This is a genomic window from Marinobacter antarcticus (assembly GCF_900142385.1).
Taxonomy (GTDB): domain Bacteria; phylum Pseudomonadota; class Gammaproteobacteria; order Pseudomonadales; family Oleiphilaceae; genus Marinobacter; species Marinobacter antarcticus.
Map to the genome: position 1 here is coordinate 59391 of NZ_FRAQ01000001.1, position 21689 is coordinate 81079.

The 21689-nt window shown below is 55.3% G+C and carries 22 protein-coding genes; 14 read left to right on the top strand and 8 right to left on the bottom strand.

Annotation, left to right across the window (positions count from 1 at the left end):
- Positions 1 to 98 precede the first annotated feature (98 nt).
- Complete coding sequence (locus tag BUA49_RS00295; protein WP_072794819.1) at positions 99 to 518, bottom strand: hypothetical protein; 420 nt, start codon at positions 516 to 518, stop codon at positions 99 to 101.
- 356 nt (positions 519 to 874) lie between these two features.
- Here BUA49_RS00295 and BUA49_RS00300 point away from each other — a divergent pair, with 356 nt between their 5' ends.
- The gene (locus BUA49_RS00300) at positions 875 to 1378 is read left to right on the top strand and encodes a fibronectin type III domain-containing protein (protein WP_228704372.1); all 504 of its coding nucleotides are present in this window, start codon (positions 875 to 877) and stop codon (positions 1376 to 1378) included.
- Between the two features lie 9 nt (positions 1379 to 1387).
- Here the strand turns inward: BUA49_RS00300 and BUA49_RS00305 are convergent, their stop codons facing one another.
- Positions 1388 to 1726, bottom strand: a complete 339-nt coding sequence (locus tag BUA49_RS00305) for a DUF2782 domain-containing protein (protein WP_072794821.1) — start codon at positions 1724 to 1726, stop codon at positions 1388 to 1390.
- Between the two features lie 87 nt (positions 1727 to 1813).
- Between BUA49_RS00305 and polA the strand changes: the two genes are divergently transcribed.
- Positions 1814 to 4558, top strand: coding sequence for a DNA polymerase I (gene polA, locus BUA49_RS00310; RefSeq protein ID WP_072794822.1), 2745 nt, complete (start codon positions 1814 to 1816; stop codon positions 4556 to 4558).
- A gap of 254 nt (positions 4559 to 4812) precedes the next feature.
- Positions 4813 to 5178, top strand: a complete 366-nt coding sequence (locus BUA49_RS00315; RefSeq protein ID WP_072794823.1) for a hypothetical protein — start codon at positions 4813 to 4815, stop codon at positions 5176 to 5178.
- Between the two features lie 33 nt (positions 5179 to 5211).
- Here the strand turns inward: BUA49_RS00315 and BUA49_RS00320 are convergent, their stop codons facing one another.
- From BUA49_RS00320 to BUA49_RS00330, 3 genes are all read right to left on the bottom strand, one after another.
- Positions 5212 to 6540: an OmpP1/FadL family transporter gene (locus BUA49_RS00320; RefSeq protein ID WP_407656681.1), complete on the bottom strand. Its 1329-nt coding sequence runs from the start codon at positions 6538 to 6540 to the stop codon at positions 5212 to 5214.
- A gap of 236 nt (positions 6541 to 6776) precedes the next feature.
- Positions 6777 to 7898 (bottom strand): PilT/PilU family type 4a pilus ATPase, encoded by a 1122-nt coding sequence (locus tag BUA49_RS00325; protein WP_072794825.1) that lies wholly within the window; start codon positions 7896 to 7898, stop codon positions 6777 to 6779.
- A 50-nt stretch (positions 7899 to 7948) separates the two neighbouring features.
- Complete coding sequence (locus BUA49_RS00330) at positions 7949 to 8983, bottom strand: type IV pilus twitching motility protein PilT (RefSeq protein ID WP_072794826.1); 1035 nt, start codon at positions 8981 to 8983, stop codon at positions 7949 to 7951.
- A gap of 138 nt (positions 8984 to 9121) precedes the next feature.
- Between BUA49_RS00330 and BUA49_RS00335 the strand changes: the two genes are divergently transcribed.
- The 10 genes from BUA49_RS00335 (at position 9122) to BUA49_RS00380 (ending at position 18178) form a co-directional block, all read left to right on the top strand.
- Positions 9122 to 9826 carry a YggS family pyridoxal phosphate-dependent enzyme gene (locus BUA49_RS00335; RefSeq protein WP_072794827.1) on the top strand — a complete coding sequence of 235 codons (705 nt, stop codon included), beginning with the start codon at positions 9122 to 9124 and terminating at the stop codon, positions 9824 to 9826.
- Between the two features lie 62 nt (positions 9827 to 9888).
- On the top strand, positions 9889 to 10722 hold the full coding sequence (gene proC / locus BUA49_RS00340; protein ID WP_072797523.1) for a pyrroline-5-carboxylate reductase: 834 nt from the start codon (positions 9889 to 9891) through the stop codon (positions 10720 to 10722).
- A gap of 30 nt (positions 10723 to 10752) precedes the next feature.
- The gene (locus tag BUA49_RS00345) at positions 10753 to 11337 is read left to right on the top strand and encodes a YggT family protein (RefSeq protein ID WP_072794828.1); all 585 of its coding nucleotides are present in this window, start codon (positions 10753 to 10755) and stop codon (positions 11335 to 11337) included.
- 252 nt (positions 11338 to 11589) lie between these two features.
- Positions 11590 to 13554, top strand: coding sequence for a dynamin family protein (locus BUA49_RS00350; RefSeq protein WP_072794829.1), 1965 nt, complete (start codon positions 11590 to 11592; stop codon positions 13552 to 13554).
- A 124-nt stretch (positions 13555 to 13678) separates the two neighbouring features.
- On the top strand, positions 13679 to 14827 hold the full coding sequence (gene metX, locus BUA49_RS00355) for a homoserine O-succinyltransferase MetX (protein ID WP_072794830.1): 1149 nt from the start codon (positions 13679 to 13681) through the stop codon (positions 14825 to 14827).
- Entirely contained in the window at positions 14824 to 15429 is a 606-nt protein-coding gene (metW, locus tag BUA49_RS00360) for a methionine biosynthesis protein MetW (RefSeq protein WP_072794831.1), read from the top strand. The genes metX and metW overlap by 4 nt, the downstream gene beginning before the upstream one ends.
- Before the next feature lie 29 nt (positions 15430 to 15458).
- Positions 15459 to 15884 carry a DUF4426 domain-containing protein gene (locus BUA49_RS00365; protein WP_228704453.1) on the top strand — a complete coding sequence of 142 codons (426 nt, stop codon included), beginning with the start codon at positions 15459 to 15461 and terminating at the stop codon, positions 15882 to 15884.
- A 7-nt stretch (positions 15885 to 15891) separates the two neighbouring features.
- Entirely contained in the window at positions 15892 to 16491 is a 600-nt protein-coding gene (gene rdgB / locus BUA49_RS00370; RefSeq protein ID WP_072794833.1) for an RdgB/HAM1 family non-canonical purine NTP pyrophosphatase, read from the top strand.
- A gap of 5 nt (positions 16492 to 16496) precedes the next feature.
- Positions 16497 to 17645, top strand: coding sequence for a radical SAM family heme chaperone HemW (gene hemW, locus BUA49_RS00375; RefSeq protein ID WP_072794834.1), 1149 nt, complete (start codon positions 16497 to 16499; stop codon positions 17643 to 17645).
- Positions 17645 to 18178, top strand: coding sequence for a hypothetical protein (locus BUA49_RS00380; RefSeq protein ID WP_072794835.1), 534 nt, complete (start codon positions 17645 to 17647; stop codon positions 18176 to 18178). The genes hemW and BUA49_RS00380 overlap by 1 nt, the downstream gene beginning before the upstream one ends.
- A 43-nt stretch (positions 18179 to 18221) precedes the next feature.
- Here BUA49_RS00380 and trmB read toward each other — a convergent pair whose 3' ends face one another.
- The 3 genes from trmB to BUA49_RS00395 all read right to left on the bottom strand — a co-directional run bounded on the left by trmB (position 18222) and on the right by BUA49_RS00395 (position 20911).
- Complete coding sequence (gene trmB, locus BUA49_RS00385; protein WP_072794836.1) at positions 18222 to 18974, bottom strand: tRNA (guanosine(46)-N7)-methyltransferase TrmB; 753 nt, start codon at positions 18972 to 18974, stop codon at positions 18222 to 18224.
- A 71-nt stretch (positions 18975 to 19045) separates the two neighbouring features.
- Complete coding sequence (locus tag BUA49_RS00390; protein WP_072794837.1) at positions 19046 to 20572, bottom strand: YifB family Mg chelatase-like AAA ATPase; 1527 nt, start codon at positions 20570 to 20572, stop codon at positions 19046 to 19048.
- Positions 20573 to 20656: 84 nt separating this feature from the next.
- Positions 20657 to 20911, bottom strand: coding sequence for an accessory factor UbiK family protein (locus BUA49_RS00395; protein WP_072794838.1), 255 nt, complete (start codon positions 20909 to 20911; stop codon positions 20657 to 20659).
- A gap of 389 nt (positions 20912 to 21300) precedes the next feature.
- Here BUA49_RS00395 and glnK point away from each other — a divergent pair, with 389 nt between their 5' ends.
- On the top strand, positions 21301 to 21639 hold the full coding sequence (gene glnK / locus BUA49_RS00400) for a P-II family nitrogen regulator (protein ID WP_071264623.1): 339 nt from the start codon (positions 21301 to 21303) through the stop codon (positions 21637 to 21639).
- Positions 21640 to 21689: the final 50 nt, after the last annotated feature.

The following is a 21689-nucleotide window of genomic DNA, read 5'->3' on the forward strand; positions in this document are numbered from 1 at the left end:
CATTAACCAAACAAAAAAGGGGCGCCAAAACTCAGTTCGGCGCCCCTTTTTTGTGCACCAGCACAAACTTCGTGCTGGCATTACTGGTTCACCCTAAATCAGGCTGAAGCAGCTTCCGTCTTCTCTGCTACTTTTTTCTTGGCAGCAGGCTTGCTGGCTGCAGGCTTCTTGGCCGCTACAGACTTCTTGGCCTCCTGAGCTGCATCGGATACATCGTCTGCCGCTTCAGATACTGCGTCTGCGCCTTCAACTGCTTCTTTCTCAAGCTTTGCTACCAGATCGGCTGCAAAGTTGCCAAAGCGGCTGTTCAGGTTACGCAGTTGGCCGAAAAGACTGTCACTGTAGCCGTTATAACGAGTGCGCAAAGTTTTAACACTGTACTCACGCGCCCCAGACTCTAGCTTTTCCGCGTAGTCAAACGGCATGGACGCGAGCTTCTTCTGCTGCTCTTCAGCAGCGTTGATGCCCTTGTCTACGATTTCCTGTAGCTGTTCCTGATAAGTTTTAAGTTTACCCATGTCATTTCTCCTTGATTTGCTTAAGTTCTTTTGAAACCTCTCCCTATCGCTTCTGACCAATGCTTGATCTGCCTGATCCGCTCTAAGGTGAAAGCTTTTCTTTGATCTTGGAACCAAGGTTACGGGGAAAAATTAGAATGTTCATACTAAAAGCGGAGGATGCACGCACGAAGCATATAGGTTTTTTTACGGATTATTCACTTGCCAGACGCCCCTCAATCCGCATAATGCGTAGCTCTTTTTTGTAGCACGCCTCCCCGTTTTATACCGGTTCTGCGAACCCGTAAAAACAGAGGCTGCAACGCCAGCCCTGACGTGCGAATTCTATAGTTATAGAGAGTGCCATGAAGAGCGCCATGCCTTACCGATTATCCTCCCGGCGGAGCGGGTTTAACCTGTTTGCTTGCGTGCCTTTTATTGCTTTCATCTCTGCGCTGACTCTGCTTACCGGCTGCCAGGAAGACGATCGAGGCACCCACACAACCGTTCTCCGCGCATCAGAGCTGGCAAACGGTCGGCTCGACATGGCTACAGGTGGATTGCTTGAAACACTTGGGCAGGGAAAACAGGCAAACAGCTCTGCAAAAGAAGCAAAACCGCCCAAGGCACTGAGCTGGAGCGCGCCGCAAACACGGGAAGACGGCTCCGCGTTAAAGCCTGGGCAAATTGCCGGGTTCCGGATCTACTACCGGTTACGGTATGAAAAACGCTTCAGCGTAATACCAGTCAACAACCCGCAGCGCACAAGCCAGCCACTCACTGACCTGCCACCTGGCGCTTACGAATTTGCGATTACAACGGTTGATGCAGAGGGTCTGGAAAGCAGGCGCTCTCCAGCCGTAATGGTCGATCTGATCTGAGCGGAGCGCTTACCAGCGGAACAGAACCCAGCTCGGAATCAGCATGCCGGAATCAGCCTCCCGGATCCATCCGCCGCCGTCAGCGGGCACCAGGTAATATTCACGGCCAACTTCCGGCACTACTTTTATCTCCATGAGCTGTCCGTTCACCCTGTACTCGTAAAACACCTTGTCATCACCGGGCCGGATAACAATCTGCGGGCCGTCACTGGATGACTGATAATCAGACACCACGACCGGCTCTCTGGGCGTTTCTACAACGGTCTCATCCAGAGCACCGCTTTCCTGTGCCAGCACAGGCCCAAGGCCGCTGACAAGCAACAATGCGGAACAGGCGATTCTTTTCATTTTCGTGATACCCTTTTGTTCATCGAATTGAGTACAGAGTTGCACAAGCCAACCCACGCTTCAATCAGAATCCGGATCCGTTTTGACATGACTGAACAAAAGAACCCACCTGTGGTACTTGTGGACGGTTCGTCCTATTTATTCCGTGCTTATCATGCACTTCCGCCACTAACCACCAGCAAAAATCACCCCACCGGCGCCATCAAGGGCGTCATCGCAATGATCCGGCGGCTGGAGCAGGACTTCCCCGGTTCAAAGCTGGTTGTGGTGTTCGATGCCAAGGGCAAAACCTTCCGCCACGATCTCTACGAAGAGTATAAAGCCAATCGCCCGCCAATGCCGGACGATCTGGCCATGCAGATTGAGCCCATCCACCAGATGGTAAAAGCCATGGGGCTGCCACTACTGATTGTGGAGGGAGTGGAAGCCGACGATGTGATTGGCACTCTGGCCAACGAAGCCACCAGCAAAGGCATTGATGTGGTGGTCTCAACCGGCGATAAGGATATGGCCCAACTGGTCAGCGATCACGTAACGCTGATCAACACCATGACCGAAACGCGGATGGACCGGGACGGTGTGAAAGAGAAGTTTGGCGTTCGCCCCGACCAGATAATCGACTACCTGGCTCTGGTCGGCGACAAGGTAGACAACATTCCCGGCGTCAACAAATGCGGCCCGAAAACAGCGGTAAAATGGCTAGAGGCTTACGACAATCTGGACAGCGTGATTGAGCATGCCGGCGAGATCAAAGGCAAGATTGGCGAGTATCTGCGTGAGGCCATCGATACCCTGCCCCTGAGTCGGGAACTGGCCACCATCAAAATGGATGTAGCCCTCGCGTTTGGTCTGGAAGATCTGCAGGAGCGACAGCAAAGCGACGAAGATCTTCTGGAACTGTTCAGAGAATACGAATTAAGGAGCTGGGTTGCAGAACTGGAGGCCAAAGCCTCTAAAACCGCTGAAGCCGGCGACAATCGGACTGCAGAATCCGATGACAATAATGCGCTGGCTGCACAGGAAAAACATTACAGCGTAATCACCAGCCAGGAAGAACTCGATGAGTGGGTAACAAGACTCAAAAAATCCGAGCTATTCGCTTTTGACACTGAAACCACAAGCCTGCGGTACATGAGCGCCGAGGTGGTGGGTGTGTCGTTCGCCATCAAGGCGGGCGAGGCGGCTTACGTGCCCTTTGGCCACGATTATATGGGGGCTCCTGAGCAGCTCGATCGCGAGGAAGTACTGACCCAGCTCAAACCTCTGCTGGAAGACCCAAAGCAGAAGAAAGTTGGCCAGAACCTTAAGTACGACAAGAACGTACTGGCCAACCACGACATCTGTCTGGAAGGCATCGCTGAAGACACCATGGTGGAATCTTACGTGCTGAACTCGGTTTCATCCCGCCATGACATGGACACTCTGGCCCGAAATTATCTGGGCGAGGAAACCATTACCTTTGAGTCCATTGCCGGGAAAGGTGCCAAGCAGCTCACTTTTAACCAGCTGGATCTGGAAATGGCGGGGCCCTATGCAGCAGAAGACGCTGACATAACCTTGCGCCTGCATCAGGTTCTACGACCGCAACTGGCCAAGATCGGCAAACTACAGTCGGTTTATGAGGACATAGACTTGCCCCTGGTGCCAGTGCTGTCTCGCATGGAGCAGCGCGGCACGCTGATCAGCGCCAGCACCCTGCGCCAGCATAGCCAGGAACTGGCGGAGCGGATGGCCGAACTGGAAAAAGAAGCCCACGCAGTGGCTGGCGAAAACTTTAACCTGGGCTCACCCAAGCAATTGCAGGTCATTTTCTACGAGAAGATGGGCCTCCCGGTGATCAAGAAAACACCCAAAGGCGCGCCTTCTACAGCAGAGCCAGTATTGCAGGAGCTGGCCCACGAGCACGAACTGCCCAGACTGATTCTGGAACACCGCAGCCTGAGCAAGCTCAAGTCCACCTACACAGATACCCTGCCGGAGCTGATCCACCACCGCACAGGGCGGGTGCATACCTCTTACCACCAGGCGGTCACAGCCACCGGACGTCTGTCCTCATCGGAGCCAAATCTGCAGAACATTCCTATCCGCACCGAGCAGGGTCGGCGCATTCGCCAGGCCTTTATCGCCGAGAAAGGCTATAAACTTCTGGCGGCGGACTACTCGCAGATTGAATTGCGGATCATGGCCCACCTGTCTGGTGACAAAGGTCTGCTGACGGCCTTCGAAAATGGCGAAGACATTCATAAAGCAACAGCAGCAGAAGTCTTCGGTGTGGCGCGGGGCGATGTAAACAGCGACCAGCGCCGCAGCGCCAAAGCCATCAACTTCGGCCTGATTTACGGCATGTCGGCGTTCGGACTGGCCCGCCAACTGGATGTGGGTCGCAAGATTGCCCAGCAATATATCGACCGCTATTTCGAGCGCTATCCGGGTGTTTTGCAATATATGGATAACATCCGAAAGCAGGCCCACAACGATGGCTATGTTGAAACACTGTATGGCCGACGCCTGTATCTGCCTGAAATCAATGCGCGCAACAAACAGCTGCAGCAGGCCGCCGAGCGGACGGCTATCAATGCCCCCATGCAGGGAACAGCCGCCGATATTATCAAGCTGGCCATGATTGAAGTAGAGCGCTGGCTGCTTGCGGAGCACCCTGAAACTGCCCGCATGACCATGCAGGTGCACGACGAACTGATTCTGGAGGTGAAGGCAGAAGCCGCTGACGAGATCCGCGAAGGGCTTATCAAACGCATGTCCGGCGCGGTGAAGTTAGCGGTGCCACTGCTGGTAGAAGCTGGCGTGGGCGACAACTGGGACGAAGCCCACTAGGGAGTTAATAAAAACAGCTTTCAATGGTTCCCCCGGGCGCGGGGGCAGCCACGACAGAAAACCCAGCACGCACTGAAACCGTGCGTCTTTACATCGCAAAACGGTGCAGGCGCCTGCCCTTCCCCACTCAATTCCCACCCTGACCTCACATTCCGGAACGGCACGAAATTCGCATCCCCTTTTATGTCGATCGTCACCTGCTCACCACCGTACCGGTGACGCCCATGTTGTGACACCCATAACGGTACCGGAAAATGACATCTCTAACCTCTGAGCGCAGCTGGCTAATGGACCGCAACCTTCTGAAGCTTGTTTACCAGTGCCGCCGGCTGATTAGCGCCGAATTTGGAGTACGATTGCACCTGACGGAAGAGCATCTGGAGCAGCAGCTGGCAGACTATGCCGGTAAAAGCCGCTCCCGGCAGTTAGTCGATACCTGGGAATGCCTGCTTGCCCAGGTTCCGGAACTGGGAATGAAAACGGAGAAGCACTCCAGGAAAATGTATCGGGGGCAGGAGATTATCGATGACACACCCACAGCCAGGATAGCGGAAGCAAGTCAGGAAGAGGGCCTGCCGCGGAAGAAAAAAATCATCTACCGCGGACAGGTAGTAGGTTAAACCAGTCTGCCGTTATTTCTTTGAAATCAGACGTTAAAAGGCTTTGCTGATTTGGATGGCCGCACTCCAGGCCTCAAGATCGTACTCGCCCTCATAGAACGAGTTCGTGTCCGCAGGGCTAGGGATAGTGCCACCCGGAGTCAGGACGTAAGATTTGTCTGACACTGTTGGGTCGTCGGTGAACAGCAGGGTGCCTACCGCAGCATCTACTGTCCAGCCGCTCTGAGCCGGCTTCCACTGGGCGCCCAACGTCAGCCAGTGACGATCACTGGAGGGAATTCGAGCGGTGACGTATTGATCAACTGGCGATTCATCCCAGGCATACCCGGCCTTGAAAGCCCACTCAGGCGTTGCCTGCCAAATACCACCCACGTTGAGTTGCCAAGTGTTTTCCCACTCTTCGGGAATATGTGTCAGCTGGTTAGGCATACCGCCCGGGCTCTGAGCCGTCAGAGGCTTGCTGGAATCGCGCCCGTAAATATCCAGAGACTCGAACCGGCTCCATCTGGAGTAGGTAGCACCGGCCAGAACCGTAATCTCATCGGTCAGACTGTGTCTGATACCGGCCGTGATGCTCTCGGGGATAGCCAGTGGGACTCTGGCCGGCTCAGTCGAGTCAATCGCGACAGCAACTCCTGGCCCCGGAGGAGTGGGGGTACCTGCGGGAGTAGCCACGGCTAAATTGGTAAACTTGGCATCACCCTTGAGCTCAAGCTCTGTACCCGTCTGAGCCTTCAGTCCAATCTGAGTTCTGTCATTCAGCTCATACAGAAAGCCCACCTGAAAGGTCACGGCAACATCATCACCTTCAATGTCGGCGTAGCCCTGCGCTGGAGTACCGGGAACAACCCCACCTGGCGCCTGGGCAATAGTGCCTGAGTTATCGATAAACTTCGTAAGTTTGCCTTCGACGTACATTACGTTAAGGCCCAAGCCCATAGACAAGCCTTGGCCGTTATTAACGGAAATAGCTGGTGTGAAGGAAAGCGCTGTCAACTCGGTCTTGTCCGCGAAGAAACGACCAACGAAATCATCCTCGTAGTCTGCGGCAAGGCCGTAGGGTGCGTGGATGCCAAAACCCACATCAATTGAATCATTGATTTCATGAGTCAGATAGACGTTTGGCAAAACGGCCGGATCCGCAATATCGCCGCCAAGAGAACCCTGAACCTCACTCTGGGGTGCAATGGAGGGAAGCTGATTGTTTGCTCTGGCTCCTTCTTTTGCCTCGGCATCAATATCCAGAATCGCAGCACCAAAAGATATATTCGTACCTTTTAACTGGCTCATGCCCGCCGGGTTAAAAAATACCGTGGTAGCATTCTCCGGGTTTGCAGCGGCACCGGCGTTAGCAACACCCATTGCGCTAGCACTCTGTTCGTTCAGGGAAAAACCACCAGCAAGAACGCTGGTGGGAGCAGCTACTGCGGCCAGCGTCGCCAGCCGAACAGCACGGGTTAGCAGTGTGGATCTCATAACAGCGGTATCTCCTTTGTAGTTTGGGGCGGAGTATACGCAGCCGTGTCCAATGGTCTCAAATGCTAAAACTACTGATTTGAAAAACTAACTGCTTCCGACTTTCGTCGGCATCAGGGTTATCAGTTATCCTGAATAGTCAGCTTATCAACAGAGGATGACAACTGGTCTGCCCCCTGGGCATCCGTACCCAGTTTTATCATCAGGCGCAGGTCGTTAGCCGAGTCGGCGTGAGCCAGCGCATCTTCGTAAGTAATAGAGCCTTCAGCATAAAGCTGATACAAAGCCTGATCGAAGGTCCGCATGCCGGATTCGTTGGACTTGGCCATCAACCCCTTGAGTTTATGCACCTCACCCTTGCGAATCAGGTCTGCTACCAGCGGTGTATTGATCAGAACTTCAATAACGGCCTTGCGGCCTTTTCCGTCCGGTGTCGGGATCAGTTGCTGAGCCACAATTGCCCTGAGGTTAAGAGACAAGTCCATCCAGATCTGGTTGTGCTGCTCCGGCGGGAAAAACTGGATAATTCGGTCAAGCGCCTGGTTGGCGTTGTTAGCGTGCAGTGTTGCCAGGCAAAGGTGACCTGTCTCGGCAAACTGAACAGAGTATTCCATGGTCTGGCGGGTGCGCACCTCACCAATGAGAATAACGTCCGGTGCCTGTCTGAGCGTGTTTTTCAGCGCAACTTCGAAGCTCTCGGTATCGATCCCGACTTCCCGTTGCGTCACGATACAGCCCTGGTGCTGATGTACGAATTCGATAGGGTCTTCGATGGAAATAATATGTCCCCGGCTATTCCGGTTACGGTGCCCTAGCATGGCGGCCAGCGACGTCGATTTACCGGTACCCGTCGCCCCGACAAACATGATCAGGCCACGTTTGGTCATGGCCAGCTCTTTAATTATTTCCGGCAGCGACAGATCGTCGATCTGAGGAATTTTCACTTCAATCCGGCGCAGTACCATGCCGCACAAGTTGCGCTGGAAGAACGCACTCACCCGGAAGCGTCCAATGCCACGGGCGCTGATGGCAAAGTTACACTCATGAGTTTCCTCAAACTCGGCTCTCTGCTTGTCGCTCATCGAGCCGTACACAAACTCCCTGGTCTGCTCCGGCGTTAACGCATTTTTGGTGACCGGCAGCACTTTACCGTTCACTTTCATGCTGGGTGGAACACCGGCCGTGATAAAGAGGTCTGAGCCTCCTTTTTCTACCATCAGGCGAAGCAGCTTTTCGAATTCCATTTTGATTACCTATATTCTTTTTATATGACTATCAGCCAAAACGCCGGGGATCAGAAATTATCAGGCATTTTCGCCTTGGCCCGCGCCGCCTCGCGGGAAATCAGCCCCTTCTGCAGCAAACGCTCAAGACACTGATCCAGCGTCTGCATGCCCAACGAAGCGCCGGTCTGAATCGATGAGTACATCTGGGCAATTTTGTCTTCGCGAATCAGGTTACGGATAGCGGCCGTACCTATCATGATTTCGTGAGCGGCTATCCGTCCACCGCCCATTTTCTTCATCAGCGTTTGGGAAACAACAGCCTGCAGCGACTCGGAAAGCATGGAACGCACCATGGATTTTTCTTCCGCCGGGAACACGTCTACTACCCGGTCAATGGTTTTCGCAGCCGACGTGGTGTGCAGAGTGCCAAACACCAGGTGGCCGGTTTCCGCCGCGGTGAGCGCCAGACGGATAGTTTCCAAGTCTCGCAGCTCACCTACCAGAATAATATCGGGGTCTTCCCGCAATGCGGAGCGCAGGGCTTCGTTAAAACCCAGAGTATCTCGATGCACTTCCCGCTGGTTGATCAGGCACTTCTTGGAGTCGTGCACAAATTCGATCGGGTCTTCTATGGTGAGAACGTGCTCGTAGCGGGTATCGTTGATGTAATCAATCATCGCCGCCAACGTGGTGGACTTACCGGAACCAGTCGGCCCGGTTACCAGTACCAACCCACGGGGCACAGAAGAAACATCCTTGAACACCTGGCCCATGCCGAGGTCTTCCATTGTCAGTACTTTCGAGGGGATGGTACGGAAAACGGCACCAGCCCCGCGATTCTGGTTAAAGGCGTTAACACGGAAGCGCGCGACACCCGGCACTTCAAAGGAAAAGTCGGTTTCCAGAAATTCCTCGTAGTCCTTGCGCTGCTTGTCGTTCATGATGTCGTAGATCAGCCCGTGAACTTCTTTGTGCTCCAGGGGCGGAAGATTGATGCGGCGAACATCACCGTCAACACGAATCATAGGGGGCAGGCCGGCAGAAAGGTGCAGGTCAGACGCACCCTGTTTTGCCGAGAAGGCAAGCAGTTCAGTAATATCCATAGAAGTCCTCGGAAGGCTTTTCTTTTACACAGGTAACGTCTATCTGGCACAACCCGGCTCTGATCACTTGGCATTTCAGTGACCTGCGAGTAACGTATCGCCAAGGAACAGGCTGACTAAACGCGACTATTTGATAATATGAGCAGCATAGCAGACAACCTCGGGAGCGTAACCCGACGCATACAAAAAGCAACATTGCAGGCGGGCCGGGAGCCCGATTCTGTGAAGCTGTTGGCGGTGAGCAAAACGCGCTCGCCGGAAGAGCTGCGAGAAGCTGTGACTGCCGGCCAACGGGCATTCGGGGAAAACTACCTTCAGGAAGCCCTGGACAAGATTGCAGCACTGGACGATCTGACCGACATCGACTGGCATTTTATCGGCCCGATACAGTCCAATAAAACACGGCAGATCGCTTCGGCTTTTTCCTGGGTGCACAGTGTGGACCGCCTGAAAGTTGCCCGCCGCCTCAGCGAGCAACGAGAATCCGGCTTGCCACCCTTGAACATTTGCCTGCAGGTCAATATCAACAATGAACAGAGCAAGTCCGGGTGCCAGCCTGAAGATCTGCCCGAACTGGTCTCGGAAATAAGCCAGCTGCCGGGACTCACTCTGCGGGGGCTTATGGCGATCCCAGATCCGGAGCAGGCAGAGTCCGCGCTGAGAGCAAGTTTTCGCAAGCTGACCAACACCTTGAAAGAGCTGAGGCAGAAATACCCCGAGGCCGGGCCACTGGACACCTTATCCATGGGCATGTCTGGTGATCTCGAAATGGCGATTGCAGAAGGTGCCACCTGGGTCCGTATCGGCACGGCTGTTTTTGGCGAACGGCCATCTAAGAGCTGAATTGACCGGTTCCTGCTATTATCGGAGCCGGATGTCTAACCGAATAACCGTTGGAGCAAACCTTGAGCAAATCACCAACCATTTCGTTTATCGGTGCCGGCAACATGGCCAGCGCCATTATTGGCGGCATGCTGGATAGCGGATTCAAAGCTAGCAACATATGGGCAAGCGCGCCGGACGACGGCCACCTGCAATCCATTCGCAAACGTTTTGGGATAAGCGTGACAACAGACAACCGTTACTGTGCACAGCAGGCAGATATGGTTGTGCTCGCGGTGAAGCCCCAGGCAATGGCGGACGTTTGTCATGACATAGCCCCCATCGCCCAGAATACCCGCCCGCTAATGGTGTCTATTGCAGCAGGCCTGGGCGCGGATACACTTGATGAGTGGCTTGGTGGCGGCCTGCCGGTTGTGCGGGTCATGCCCAACACACCGTCTCTGGTAGGCAAAGGTGCAGCCGGGCTTTTTGCCAACGAAAGCGTCAGCAGTGCCCAGAAAGAGATGGTGCAATCGGTTTTTGAAGGCATTGGTATCGCAGTGTGGGTTGAGGACGAAGCCCTGCTTCATGGCGTGACGGCCCTTTCGGGCAGCGGCCCCGCCTATTTCTTCCTGATGCTGGAGGCGCTTGAGGCGGCTGCAACCGAAGCAGGCGTAAACCCGGAAACTGCCCGGCAACTTGCCATACAGACCATGGCAGGCGCCGCTGAAATGGCAGCCAAAAGCGAGCATGACCCGGCCCAGCTGAAGAAAAACGTGATGTCTCCGGGTGGCACAACTGAACAGGCGGTTAATACCTTCGAAGAAGGCGGCCTGCGCGACCTGGTAAAGAAAGCGTATAGCGCTGCTTACAAGCGTTCGGAAGAAATGGCCAAAGAACTGGCAGGCAAAGAGTAAAACAGTCACTGACAACGGAGAAACGGCTACATGCTGGCAGACATCCTGATTACGATCCTGCTGATCGCGTCCACTTTTTACATGACGATTATACTGCTGCGCTTTTTGCTGCAATTGGCACGGGCCGACTTCTATAACCCGATTTGCCAGTTTGCTGTAAAGGCCACCAACCCCTTGCTTAGACCTCTGCGCCGGGTTATTCCTGGCTGGGGCGGAATTGATGGTGCCGCCCTGGTTCTTGCCATTATCATTCAGGCGATCACCTTCTTTCTGATCCTTGTTGCCCTGAATGGCGGCATTCCTTCATTCAATCCGCTCACCCTGCTGGTCTGGGCCGTTCTGAATGTCCTGGACCTGATCGTCAAAATTTACTTCTGGTCAGTTATCGCTGTCGTCGTCGTCAGCTGGATCGCCCCCGGCAGCGGACACCCTGCTATTCAGCTGGTTGCGCAGATCACGGAACCTGTTATGCGCCCTGTACGCAAACTGATGCCGTCCATGGGCGGGCTGGATCTGTCACCCATTATCGTTTTCCTTATCCTGAACGTCCTTTCTGTTGTTATTGAACACATGAAAGTCGCAGCCGGTCTTGGATCCATTGGTCTCGGACTGTAAACCAGGTCTCAAATAAACAATCTGTAACAGTTTTCCACAAAAAGCCTGACCTGTAAGCCGCAAGTTCACTCCGTTGATTTTGCGGCTTTTTTTATGCCGGTCATGTCAATAATTGCCACACACCCGCAAACACCAAGCCGCAAAAACTCCGGGAACAAGCTAGTATTAACCGTAATTAATTAACCCGTACGTCAAGTAGATCCCAGCGAATCTGCCCGGGGAATGCCGGAAGTCGTGTACAAGGAAAATCCAATGAATCACCAGGGAAATCTGACTCAACAGGTAGAGGCATACCACAACTGGAAAAAAGAGCTGATCCGCCAGATCGGCCGCTACCGGTTATGGCTTCAGGACAACAACCTGTTCTCAGACGACATCAGCACGCGTATCCGTCATGGGCTTGAGCTTCTCATTGAGGACGAGCTCACTATCGCGTTTGTCGGCGAGTATTCCCGTGGCAAAACGGAGCTGATAAACGCTCTGTTCTTCTCGGATTTTGGCCAACGCATGCTGCCATCCCAGGCCGGGCGCACAACCATGTGCCCGACCGAGCTGTTTTTTGACCGCAGCGCCAACGAAAACTATTTGTTACTGCTCCCAATAGAGACCCGTACCGGTGACCTGTCATTACAACAGCTGCGCAAACAGCCGGAACGCTGGGTAAAGCACGGACTGGATGAACGCGATCCTGAAATCATGCGAGAGATCCTGGGAGAAGTTGCCCGGGTCAAAAGTGTTGATCCTGAGCAGGCGCGAACGCTCGGCTTCGACGAAGGCATGCTAGAGCATGACCGCAACAACCCCGGTAATGTCCTGATTCCAGCCTGGCGAAATGCCCAGATCAGTATTCGCCACCCGCTGTTCGAGCGCGGCCTGCGCATTCTTGACACACCAGGCCTTAACGCGCTCGGCTCTGAACCCGAACTCACCATAAGCATGCTGCCAAGAGCTCATGCCATCATTTTTGTGCTCAGTGCAGATACCGGCGTTACCGCCAGCGACATGACCATCTGGAAAGAGCACATCGACACCGAGCACGCTGATCACCGCGCCGGTCGCTTTGCCGTACTGAACAAAATAGATGTGCTTTGGGACGACCTGCAGGGCGAGAAACACACCCGCGAAGCCATTGAGCGGGTGCGTGAGTATACAGCGGATCATCTCGGCATCCGGCAGCAGGACGTAATACCCCTGTCCGCCAAGCAGGGCCTGGTCGCAAGGGTCAGGAAAGACAACGATCTGTTCACCCGCTCCAACATTGGCAACCTGGAACAGCTGATCATCCAGCGCATTCTGATGCACAAAGAGCAGCTGATCACCCAAAGCCTGATTAATGACCTGCTGGGCATGCTGCAAAACAGCCAGGCGGCGATGCAGACCCGCCTCGATTCACTCGAAGAAGAGTCTCAGGCCTGCTCAGGCACCACCATGGACAAGGCCGCCCTCGCACGGCTGGCAGATCGAGCTCAGCGAGATTACGACTTTTACTACAAGAAGCTGATCACGCTGCGCTCAAGCCGCCGACTGATGGGTTCTCAGGGTGAGATGCTGAAAAACCTGGTAGCCGAAGATCGCTTTGAGTCTCATGCCGAGAAGATCCACAAAAGTATGTCCAAAAGCTGGACTACGGCCGGTATGAACAGCGCCATGGACCAGTTTTTTGAGCTGCTGGAAAGCGATTTCACCAACCTGCTCAGCGAGGGCCGCCTCGCGGAGAAAATGGTCGGAGCCATCTATCGTCGGTATAACGAGGATACCCGTGCCCAGCACCTGGAACCCATCCCGCTGCGTGCCGGCCGGCATGTTATTGCTGTCAGGGAGCTGCGTAAAAAAGCCCGACGCTTCCGTGTCAGCCCCAAGAACCTGCTCACCGAGCAGTCCGTTCTGGTACAACGTTTTTTCAATGTGATGGTGAGCGAAGCCAGAACCCTGCATGCTCGTGTACGCCAGGATGTGGAGCGCTGGCCTTCAGAAGCACTGCTGCCGATCATGCAGTACTCCATGGAACAGAAACAATTGCTGGAGCACCAGATACGACGCCTCCGGGATATGGTAAGAAGCGATCGTGACGGCCGCTTCGAGCGTGACCGGCTAGGCAATACTATCAGCGACTTACGCAGGCAGCTGGAACTAGCTGATGCTATGCAGAGACAAATCCGTAAACCTGCCCCCACCATGATCCAACAGAAAGTGGTTAATATCTCCGGCGCAATCTAAGCGCCGCACAGCCTGTCGGTTGCAGCCATGACGGCCCGCCTTTAAACTGTTTTGCTGGTAGAGGTTTTTTGCCCCAGCCAGCAAAACAGTTACCAACGGACCGAACCAGGAACCTTTCGCGCCGATGCCCGATCCCATGCCCGTGGATTCTGTAGGGGTAGTCACCCCACAGACGTACCGTTTTGAAACGCCTATAGAGCTGGCGTGCGGAAAAGCACTGGAACGCTACGATCTGGTGGTGGAGACCTATGGCGAACTCAACGCTGATCGCAGCAACGCCGTGCTCATATGCCACGCCCTGAGCGGAAACCATCATGCCGCCGGCTACCACTCCGTGGACGACCGCAAACCGGGCTGGTGGGATACCTGCATCGGGCCTGGCAAACCCGTCGATACCGATCGTTTCTTTGTGGTCAGCCTTAACAACCTGGGCGGCTGTCACGGCAGCACCGGCCCCAGCTCAACCAACCCGTCTACAGGCAAGCCTTATGGCCCGGACTTTCCGGTCATCACTGTTAGCGACTGGGTAAAGAGCCAGGCACTGCTGGCAGATCGTCTGGATATTGAGTGCTGGGCAGCTGTAGTGGGGGGCTCTCTTGGTGGCATGCAGGCGCTGCAATGGAGTCTGGACTACCCGGATCGCCTGAAGCATGCAGTAGCCATCGCCTCCAGCCCCCGCCTGACCGCTCAGAACATCGCGTTTAACGAGGTTGCGCGGCAGGCAATCACCTCAGACCGCGAATTCCATGACGGCCGATACCAGGATTTCGATACCCTGCCCCGCCGCGGCCTTATGCTGGCAAGGATGGTAGGGCACATCACCTATCTCTCAGATGCTTCTATGGGCGAGAAGTTTGGCCGCGAACTGAGAGATCAGGCCTACAAGTTTGGTTACGACGCCGAGTTCCAGGTGGAAAGCTATCTTCGCTACCAGGGCGAACGCTTCTCAGAGGTTTTCGACGCCAACACCTATTTGCTGATGACCCGGGCGCTGGACTATTTTGACCCGGCTTATGTGTTTGGCGGCGACCTGTCAAAAGCGCTCACCAAGGCCAGCTGTGAGTTTCTGGTGCTGTCATTCAGCACCGACTGGCGCTTTACGCCGGCACGCTCTGAAGAAATGGTGAACGCCATGATCGCAGCCCGCCGGAAAGTCAGCTATGCGGAAATCGATGCGCCCTGGGGCCACGACGCGTTTCTGATTCCGACCCCGCGCTACACAGATATCTTCACCGCGTATATGGATCGTGTTGCCAGGGAGGTAGGCGCATGAGAGCGGACCTTGAAATCATTCAGCAATGGGTAAAACCCGGCGATCACGTGCTGGATCTTGGCTGCGGCGACGGCACCCTGCTCGATTTCCTCAAACAGGAGCGCAATGCCAGCGGCTTTGGCCTGGAGATTAACCCGGATCACATCACTACCTGTATGAATCGTGGTGTCTCGGTCATTGAGCAGAATCTGGATACTCAGGGTCTGGATAACTTTGAAGACAACAGCTTCGACATTGTGCTGATGACGCAAGCACTGCAGGCAGTGCGCCGGCCAGACAAGGTACTGGATGAAATGCTGCGCCTTGGTGACGAAGGCATAGTCACCTTCCCGAACTTCGCGCACTGGCGCCTGCGCTGGGGGCTCGCTCTTAGCGGCCGAATGCCCGAATCCGAAGCTCTACCGTATAAATGGTATAACACGCCCAACATACGGCTCTGCACCTTCAAGGATTTTGAAGCTTTGTGTCGTCAGAAAGGCATTCGCATCAAAAGCAGACGTGTAGTGGACGGTCAGCACCAGAACAATTGGCTGGCGCGCTTTTGGCCGAACCTGTTGGGAGAAATTGCCATCTACCGCATTACCCGGGAGAAAACACAATGATGAATAGAGCTCTGCACAGCATTCTTACCATGGCGTCAGTTGCCTTGTTCGCTGCCCTTTTCAGCCTTCCTGCCCACGCCGGCTCCGAGGACTTCGGAGACTATCAGGTGCGCTGGAGTGTATTACCCAGCACCTTCCTGACTCCCGAAACAGCAAAGGCAAACAACCTGCAGCGCAGCAAGGGCATCGGCATAGTCAACATCTCCATCATGCAGAAAAACGAAAACGGCATCCTTCAACCCGTTACAGGTCAGGTCGAAGGAAAGTCTTCAAACGACATCCAGCAAGTGAAGTTTCTGGCATTCCGCCGGATAACGGAGGGCGATTCGGTCTACTTTGTTGCCCAATATCAGTATTCATCCGCCGAGCTGATAACGTTCAACATTACCGCCCGCCCTGCCGGGCATAGCCGGGATCTGCAGGTGCGATTCGCCCACACTCTCTTCAACGACTGAGCGAACCATGTCTGAGCAACTTGTTATTGCGAGCAACAACAAAGGCAAAATCAGCGAATTCACTCATCTCCTTGCGCCACTGGACCTTGTTCCGGTACCCCAGGGCGAACTGGACGTCGACGAAGCCGAAGAGCCGGCGGTCACCTTTGTAGAAAACGCCATCCTGAAAGCGCGTCATGCCGCGCGGGAAACCGGTTTACCGGCACTGGCTGACGACAGTGGCCTGGCCGTGGACGCGCTGGAGGGCGCACCCGGTGTTCGCTCGGCACGTTACGCCGGAGCCGGCGCTTCCGATCTCGATAATCTGAATGCACTTCTGGAAGCCATGGCCGATGTACCCGAGGGCCAACGGGGTGCACAGTTCCATTGTGTACTGGTGTACCTTCGGCACGCAGATGATCCAACACCCATCATTTGCCATGGCCGCTGGCCTGGCTCGATTCTCAGGGCGCCACAGGGCGATGGCGGATTTGGTTATGATCCGATTTTTCTTTGCCCGGAAAAGAACTGCAGCGCCTCAGAACTGAGCCGGGAAGAGAAAAACCGGATAAGCCACCGAGGCCGGGCTCTGGCATTGCTGATGGAACAGCTCCGGGCGGAGATCTGAACACTGTGACAACACTTACCCCAGAGCCAGTCACACCACCTCTGAGCCTGTATATTCATGTGCCTTGGTGCGTGCGCAAATGCCCGTACTGTGATTTTAATTCCCACGCCATCCAGAACGACCTTCCCGAATCCGCCTACCTGAACGCCCTGCTTGAAGACCTGGACCAGGATCTTGCACTGGCATCAGGCCGCACTATCGAGACGGTGTTTATCGGTGGAGGAACGCCGTCGCTGATGAGCGGTGATTTTTACCGGCGGCTTTTCATGGGTCTCCGGGAGCGCCTGACGTTTGCAGAGGATGCAGAAATCACCCTCGAGGCCAACCCCGGCACTCTGGAAGAAGGTCGGTTTGAAGCCTTTCGGGAAGCGGGTATCAATCGCCTCTCCATTGGCGTGCAGAGCTTCAATCCAGCCCACCTGAAAGCGCTCGGCCGCATCCATGACAGCGCGGCAGCACACAGGGCAATCGACGCCGCAAGAAAGGCCGGATTCGATAACTTCAACCTGGACCTGATGCATGGCCTGCCCGGCCAGACCCCCAGCGAGGCCCTGGAAGACCTCCAATCTGCCATGAGCCATGAACCGCCGCACCTGTCCTGGTACCAGCTGACACTGGAGCCAAATACCGAGTTCTACAGCCGGCCACCGGACCTGCCAGACGACGACCAACTCTGGGAGATCGCTCAGCACGGCGGGGAGTATCTGCGCCAGCAGGGCTTTAATGACTACGAGGTGTCGGCCTGGAGCCGGGAAGGCAAAGCCTCACAGCACAACCTGAATTACTGGACGTTCGGGGACTACCTGGCGCTGGGAGCCGGTGGCCACGGTAAGATCAGCCTTCCAGACGGCACTATCAAGCGCTACTGGAAAACGCGGCAGCCGGATGCCTATCTGAACCGGATTGGTAGCCGTACCGCCGGAAGCGAAAAAATTGAACCAGAAGAACTCCCTCTGGAGTTCCTGATGAACGCACTGCGCCTGCGAAAAGGTGTGGATGAAAACCTTTTTCCCGAACGAACGGGTTTACCCCTGACATCCGTTGCGGTACAACTTGAAAAGCTGCGTGAAGATAAATTACTGGTTCGTGACCGGCTTCAGGCAACAGGCCTGGGGCAAAGGTATCTGAACAGTCTTTTGGAGCGTTTTCTGTAATGGACTCGGAAAAGAGATTACCGGCTTTACCTAAAAGCCTGAAAGCCTGTCTGACTGCAACGCTGGTTCTGCTGGCAGCCTTGGTGATGATCAATCAGCCCCTGAAAACCGGGTCTGCGCATCAAGGGATTGTAAGCTACCAATTGGCGGGAAGCGCCGAGCAGGCGCTGGCTATCGTGCAAAGCTGGGGCAACGAAGGACTGCAATGGGCAAAGATTTCCCTGTGGGTGGATTTCCTGTTCATCCCGCTTTACTGCCTGACCCTGATACTGCTGACCCGGCAATGCACTCTGGACAGGCCCGGCGTTCGCGAGCGCACGACCGCGCGCTGGATCCGCACAATGTTTATAGCTGCCGGCGTGGCCGATGTGACAGAGAACATGCTACTGCTGAACAACCTGGAAGCGCCCACGGATGCCATCAGCATTGCCGCCACCATCAGCGCGCTGGCAAAGTTTACCGCCCTGACACTTGGTATCGCGGGGCTAGTGATCATCCGGGCAGCCCGGCGCCACCCATTAGCACCGGGCTGAATCAGCCCAAAAGACCAGAGCTTTAGAGTGCTTCAGCCAAATTTTAATTAGTGCGGTGAAACAGCAGATCCCACACGCCATGGCCCAGATTCTCACCGCGCTTCTCAAACTTGGTTACTGGGCGGTATTCGGGTCGCGGTGAATATGCTCCCTGCTCCTGAGTATTGGCAAAGCCTTCAGATTCACCCATCACTTCCATCATGTGCTCAGCGTAGTTTTCCCAGTCTGTCGCCAAATGCAGGATACCGCCCACTCTCAGCTTATGACGAATACGCTGGACAAATTCAGGCTGCACAAGCCGGCGCTTATGATGTCTCTTTTTGTGCCAGGGATCCGGGAAGAACACCATTACCTGATCCAGGCAGGCGTCCGGCAGGCACAGATCAATCACATCGTTGGCATCGATGTTGTAAACGCGGACATTCTCCAGCCCACGATCCTCAATGTCCTTGAGCAAGGCACCGACACCAGGCAGGTGAACTTCCACGCCGATGAAATCCTGCTCCGGTGCGGCTTCAGCCATTTCCGCCAGAGAACGGCCCATGCCAAAACCGATTTCAAGGTTGAGCATGGCATCCCGGCCAAACACCTGGCGCGGATCAATCACGCCGTTTTCACGGCTCAGGCCAAACTTCGGCCAGCTGCGTTCATAGGCCTTTTTCTGGCCTTCTGTCATACGGCCCTGGCGCAGCACAAAACTGCGAACTCCCCGGCGCGTAGTCATGGGTGAATCGATGGCCGGCTGTTTCAGGGCGCTTTCGTCGTTAAGATCATGCGGCTCTTTCTGGTCACTCATCTGCAATCCTCAACCGCAGGCTGCGGGTCTGATTAACGGAATTTGCATACAGTTTACCAGAGTAGGAAGGGTCAGGCGGATACCACAGAGCTCTTACCGGTCTGGCGATCAAACTGACGGTAACCCAACGCTTCCACCAGATGCGACTGCGCAACGGCATCACACCCTTCAAGGTCCGCCAGGGTGCGCGCCACACGGAGTATCCGGTGCAGCGCCCGGGCCGACAACCCAAGCTTCTCCATGGCGCCGGAAAGCAGCTTTTCACCGGAACGTTCAAGGCTGCAGGCTTCCTGCAACTCGCGCCCGGACAAAGTGGCATTAACACAACCACGCTTAGCCTGACGCTCCCTGGCACGCGCCACTCGTTCGCGCACCACCGCACTGGGTTCGCCATCACCGCCGCACTGCATCAGTACGTCACCACTTTGCACGGGCACTTCCACGTGCAGGTCAAACCGGTCCAGCAAGGGACCGGAAATTTTAGACCGGTAACGCATCACCTGCTGGGGCGTGCACTGGCATTCAATGGCCGGGTGCCCACTGTAGCCGCACGGGCAGGGGTTCATGGCACCAATGACCTGAAATCGTGCAGGGAAATTGACCTGACGCGCAGCTCGGCTGATCGAAATTTCACCGGTTTCCATGGGCTCACGCAGTACTTCGAGAACGCGGCGTTCAAACTCTGGTAGCTCATCAAGAAACAGCACGCCACGGTGCGCAAGGGAAACTTCTCCGGGCCTCGGGCTGCTGCCACCGCCTACCAACGCCACTGCCGAGGCGGTGTGATGCGGAGATCTGAACGGAGGCTGGCGCCAGCCTCCCGCTCTTAACGGCATCCCGGCAACCGAGTGCACACTGGCAACTTCCATGGCATGCTCGTCGCTCAGATCCGGCAGAATTCCGGGCAAACGACTGGCCAGCATGCTTTTCCCGGTCCCTGGAGGGCCAAAAAACAGCAGATTATGAGCACCCGCCGCAGCCACCTCCAGCGCCCGTCGCGGAACACTCTGCCCTCGCACATCCGCAAGATCCGGCATGCCGGCAGCCGCAGCGGATTCGGGCACCGTCCGGGACACCGGAACCAGCCGCGCCCGGCCACACAGGTGTTCGCAGACTGCCAGTATATGGCCCGCCGCCAGCACATCATCCTGGCTCGCAAGGGCGGCTTCTTCGGCGTTACCATTTGGCACCAGCAAGCTCCGGCCTTCTTTGCGCGCAGCCAGTACAGCGGGAAGTACACCCTTCAGGGGCCGAAGCGCGCCATCGAGCGAGAGTTCTCCGAGGAATTCACAGGAAGACAGACTTTCCGGCGGGATCTGTCCGGAAGCGGCAAGAATGCCGAGGGCAATTGGCAGATCAAAGCGGCCGCCCTCTTTGGGCAGATCTGCAGGAGCGAGGTTGATCGTTATTCGACGGGCAGGAAATTCAAAACCCGCATTCAGCAGGGCACTTCGTACACGCTCCCGACTTTCACGCACGCCGGTTTCCGGCAGACCGACAATAGTGAGCGCGGGCAGACCACCTGAGAGGTGAACCTCAACGGTCACCTTTGGTGCAGACACGCCAACGCTGGCGCGAGAATGGACGACGGCAAACATAACAACCTTCCATGGTTTCTGAATATCAGTATGGGGGCCGGGTTAAGTCGGCCGACCCGGCATCCTGCCGGGAATCGTTCAGGATTATTGCGCTTTCGGAGTTTTCTCCAGCTCCGCAACCCTTTCTTCCAGAGCCTCTACCATTTCGCGGGTTTTCATAAGCACCGCTTGCTGGGCATCAAATTCTTCACGGGTCACCAGTTCCAGACGCGACAGAACCGACATAACTGTAGCCCGGGCCTGGGTTTCAAAATCTTCACGCGCGGCGCGCGCCATATCCGGGACAAACTGGCCGAACTGCCCCTGTAGCTGGGCGAATATATCCTGTGGACCTTTCACTCATCACCTCACTGATTCAAATAATGTCCGGTTTCGACCAAAAGACTGGAGCCGCGGCCGATTTACAGGAGTGTATCACACCGCCAGCCCTGCCATACTGTGCGCGGTGAGCACCATTATAGCCTTGCCCGCCCCGGCCTGCTCCAATCTGGCTCACTGGGCGGCATGGCGCACCATTATGGCGCACAAGTTGTGCTCTCAGATTTATGCTAGATGATCACCATGATAGATAACATTCTGATTTATAAGTATTTTTTTGCGTTGGCATACCCGGTGCTAAAGCTCTTGTACGCAATCCGCACAATTGACGTGCGAAGCGGCAGCACCCCGAACTCAACAACTGGCCGATGGGCTCTCACTGTTGGGACGGTTTTACCAAGGAGAAAGCGATGAAACTTGTGACAGCGATCATTAAGCCTTTCAAACTGGATGATGTCCGTGAGGCACTATCCGAGATTGGCGTACAAGGCGTAACCGTCACTGAGGTCAAAGGCTTCGGGCGGCAGAAAGGCCACACAGAACTCTATCGTGGCGCGGAATATGTGGTGGATTTTCTACCCAAAGTAAAAGTGGAAGTTGCCATTGGCGACAACCTGCTGGATCAAGTTATCGAGTCCATCACCAAGGCCGCCAATACCGGCAAGATCGGTGATGGCAAGATTTTCGTGACCGAACTGCAACAGGCAATCCGGATCCGGACAGGCGAAACCGGCGAAGAAGCGGTCTGATCCTGCTCTGATCAATTAGCAGCTAACGCAAAAAAATCAATCTGAAGTGC

What these genes read in the sequence shown, in the direction of transcription:
- BUA49_RS00295 (WP_072794819.1), bottom strand. Translation starts at nt 518, where the DNA reads ATGGGTAAACTTAAAACTTATCAGGAACAGCTACAGGAAATCGTAGAC.
- BUA49_RS00300 (WP_228704372.1), top strand. Translation starts at nt 875, where the DNA reads ATGCCTTACCGATTATCCTCCCGGCGGAGCGGGTTTAACCTGTTTGCT.
- BUA49_RS00305 (WP_072794821.1), bottom strand. Translation starts at nt 1,726, where the DNA reads ATGAAAAGAATCGCCTGTTCCGCATTGTTGCTTGTCAGCGGCCTTGGG.
- polA (WP_072794822.1), top strand. Translation starts at nt 1,814, where the DNA reads ATGACTGAACAAAAGAACCCACCTGTGGTACTTGTGGACGGTTCGTCC.
- BUA49_RS00315 (WP_072794823.1), top strand. Translation starts at nt 4,813, where the DNA reads ATGACATCTCTAACCTCTGAGCGCAGCTGGCTAATGGACCGCAACCTT.
- BUA49_RS00320 (WP_407656681.1), bottom strand. Translation starts at nt 6,540, where the DNA reads ATGGGTGTTGCTAACGCCGGTGCCGCTGCAAACCCGGAGAATGCTACC.
- BUA49_RS00325 (WP_072794825.1), bottom strand. Translation starts at nt 7,898, where the DNA reads ATGGAATTCGAAAAGCTGCTTCGCCTGATGGTAGAAAAAGGAGGCTCA.
- BUA49_RS00330 (WP_072794826.1), bottom strand. Translation starts at nt 8,983, where the DNA reads ATGGATATTACTGAACTGCTTGCCTTCTCGGCAAAACAGGGTGCGTCT.
- BUA49_RS00335 (WP_072794827.1), top strand. Translation starts at nt 9,122, where the DNA reads ATGAGCAGCATAGCAGACAACCTCGGGAGCGTAACCCGACGCATACAA.
- BUA49_RS00345 (WP_072794828.1), top strand. Translation starts at nt 10,753, where the DNA reads ATGCTGGCAGACATCCTGATTACGATCCTGCTGATCGCGTCCACTTTT.
- BUA49_RS00350 (WP_072794829.1), top strand. Translation starts at nt 11,590, where the DNA reads ATGAATCACCAGGGAAATCTGACTCAACAGGTAGAGGCATACCACAAC.
- metX (WP_072794830.1), top strand. Translation starts at nt 13,679, where the DNA reads ATGCCCGATCCCATGCCCGTGGATTCTGTAGGGGTAGTCACCCCACAG.
- metW (WP_072794831.1), top strand. Translation starts at nt 14,824, where the DNA reads ATGAGAGCGGACCTTGAAATCATTCAGCAATGGGTAAAACCCGGCGAT.
- BUA49_RS00365 (WP_228704453.1), top strand. Translation starts at nt 15,459, where the DNA reads ATGGCGTCAGTTGCCTTGTTCGCTGCCCTTTTCAGCCTTCCTGCCCAC.
- rdgB (WP_072794833.1), top strand. Translation starts at nt 15,892, where the DNA reads ATGTCTGAGCAACTTGTTATTGCGAGCAACAACAAAGGCAAAATCAGC.
- BUA49_RS00380 (WP_072794835.1), top strand. Translation starts at nt 17,645, where the DNA reads ATGGACTCGGAAAAGAGATTACCGGCTTTACCTAAAAGCCTGAAAGCC.
- trmB (WP_072794836.1), bottom strand. Translation starts at nt 18,974, where the DNA reads ATGAGTGACCAGAAAGAGCCGCATGATCTTAACGACGAAAGCGCCCTG.
- BUA49_RS00390 (WP_072794837.1), bottom strand. Translation starts at nt 20,572, where the DNA reads ATGTTTGCCGTCGTCCATTCTCGCGCCAGCGTTGGCGTGTCTGCACCA.
- glnK (WP_071264623.1), top strand. Translation starts at nt 21,301, where the DNA reads ATGAAACTTGTGACAGCGATCATTAAGCCTTTCAAACTGGATGATGTC.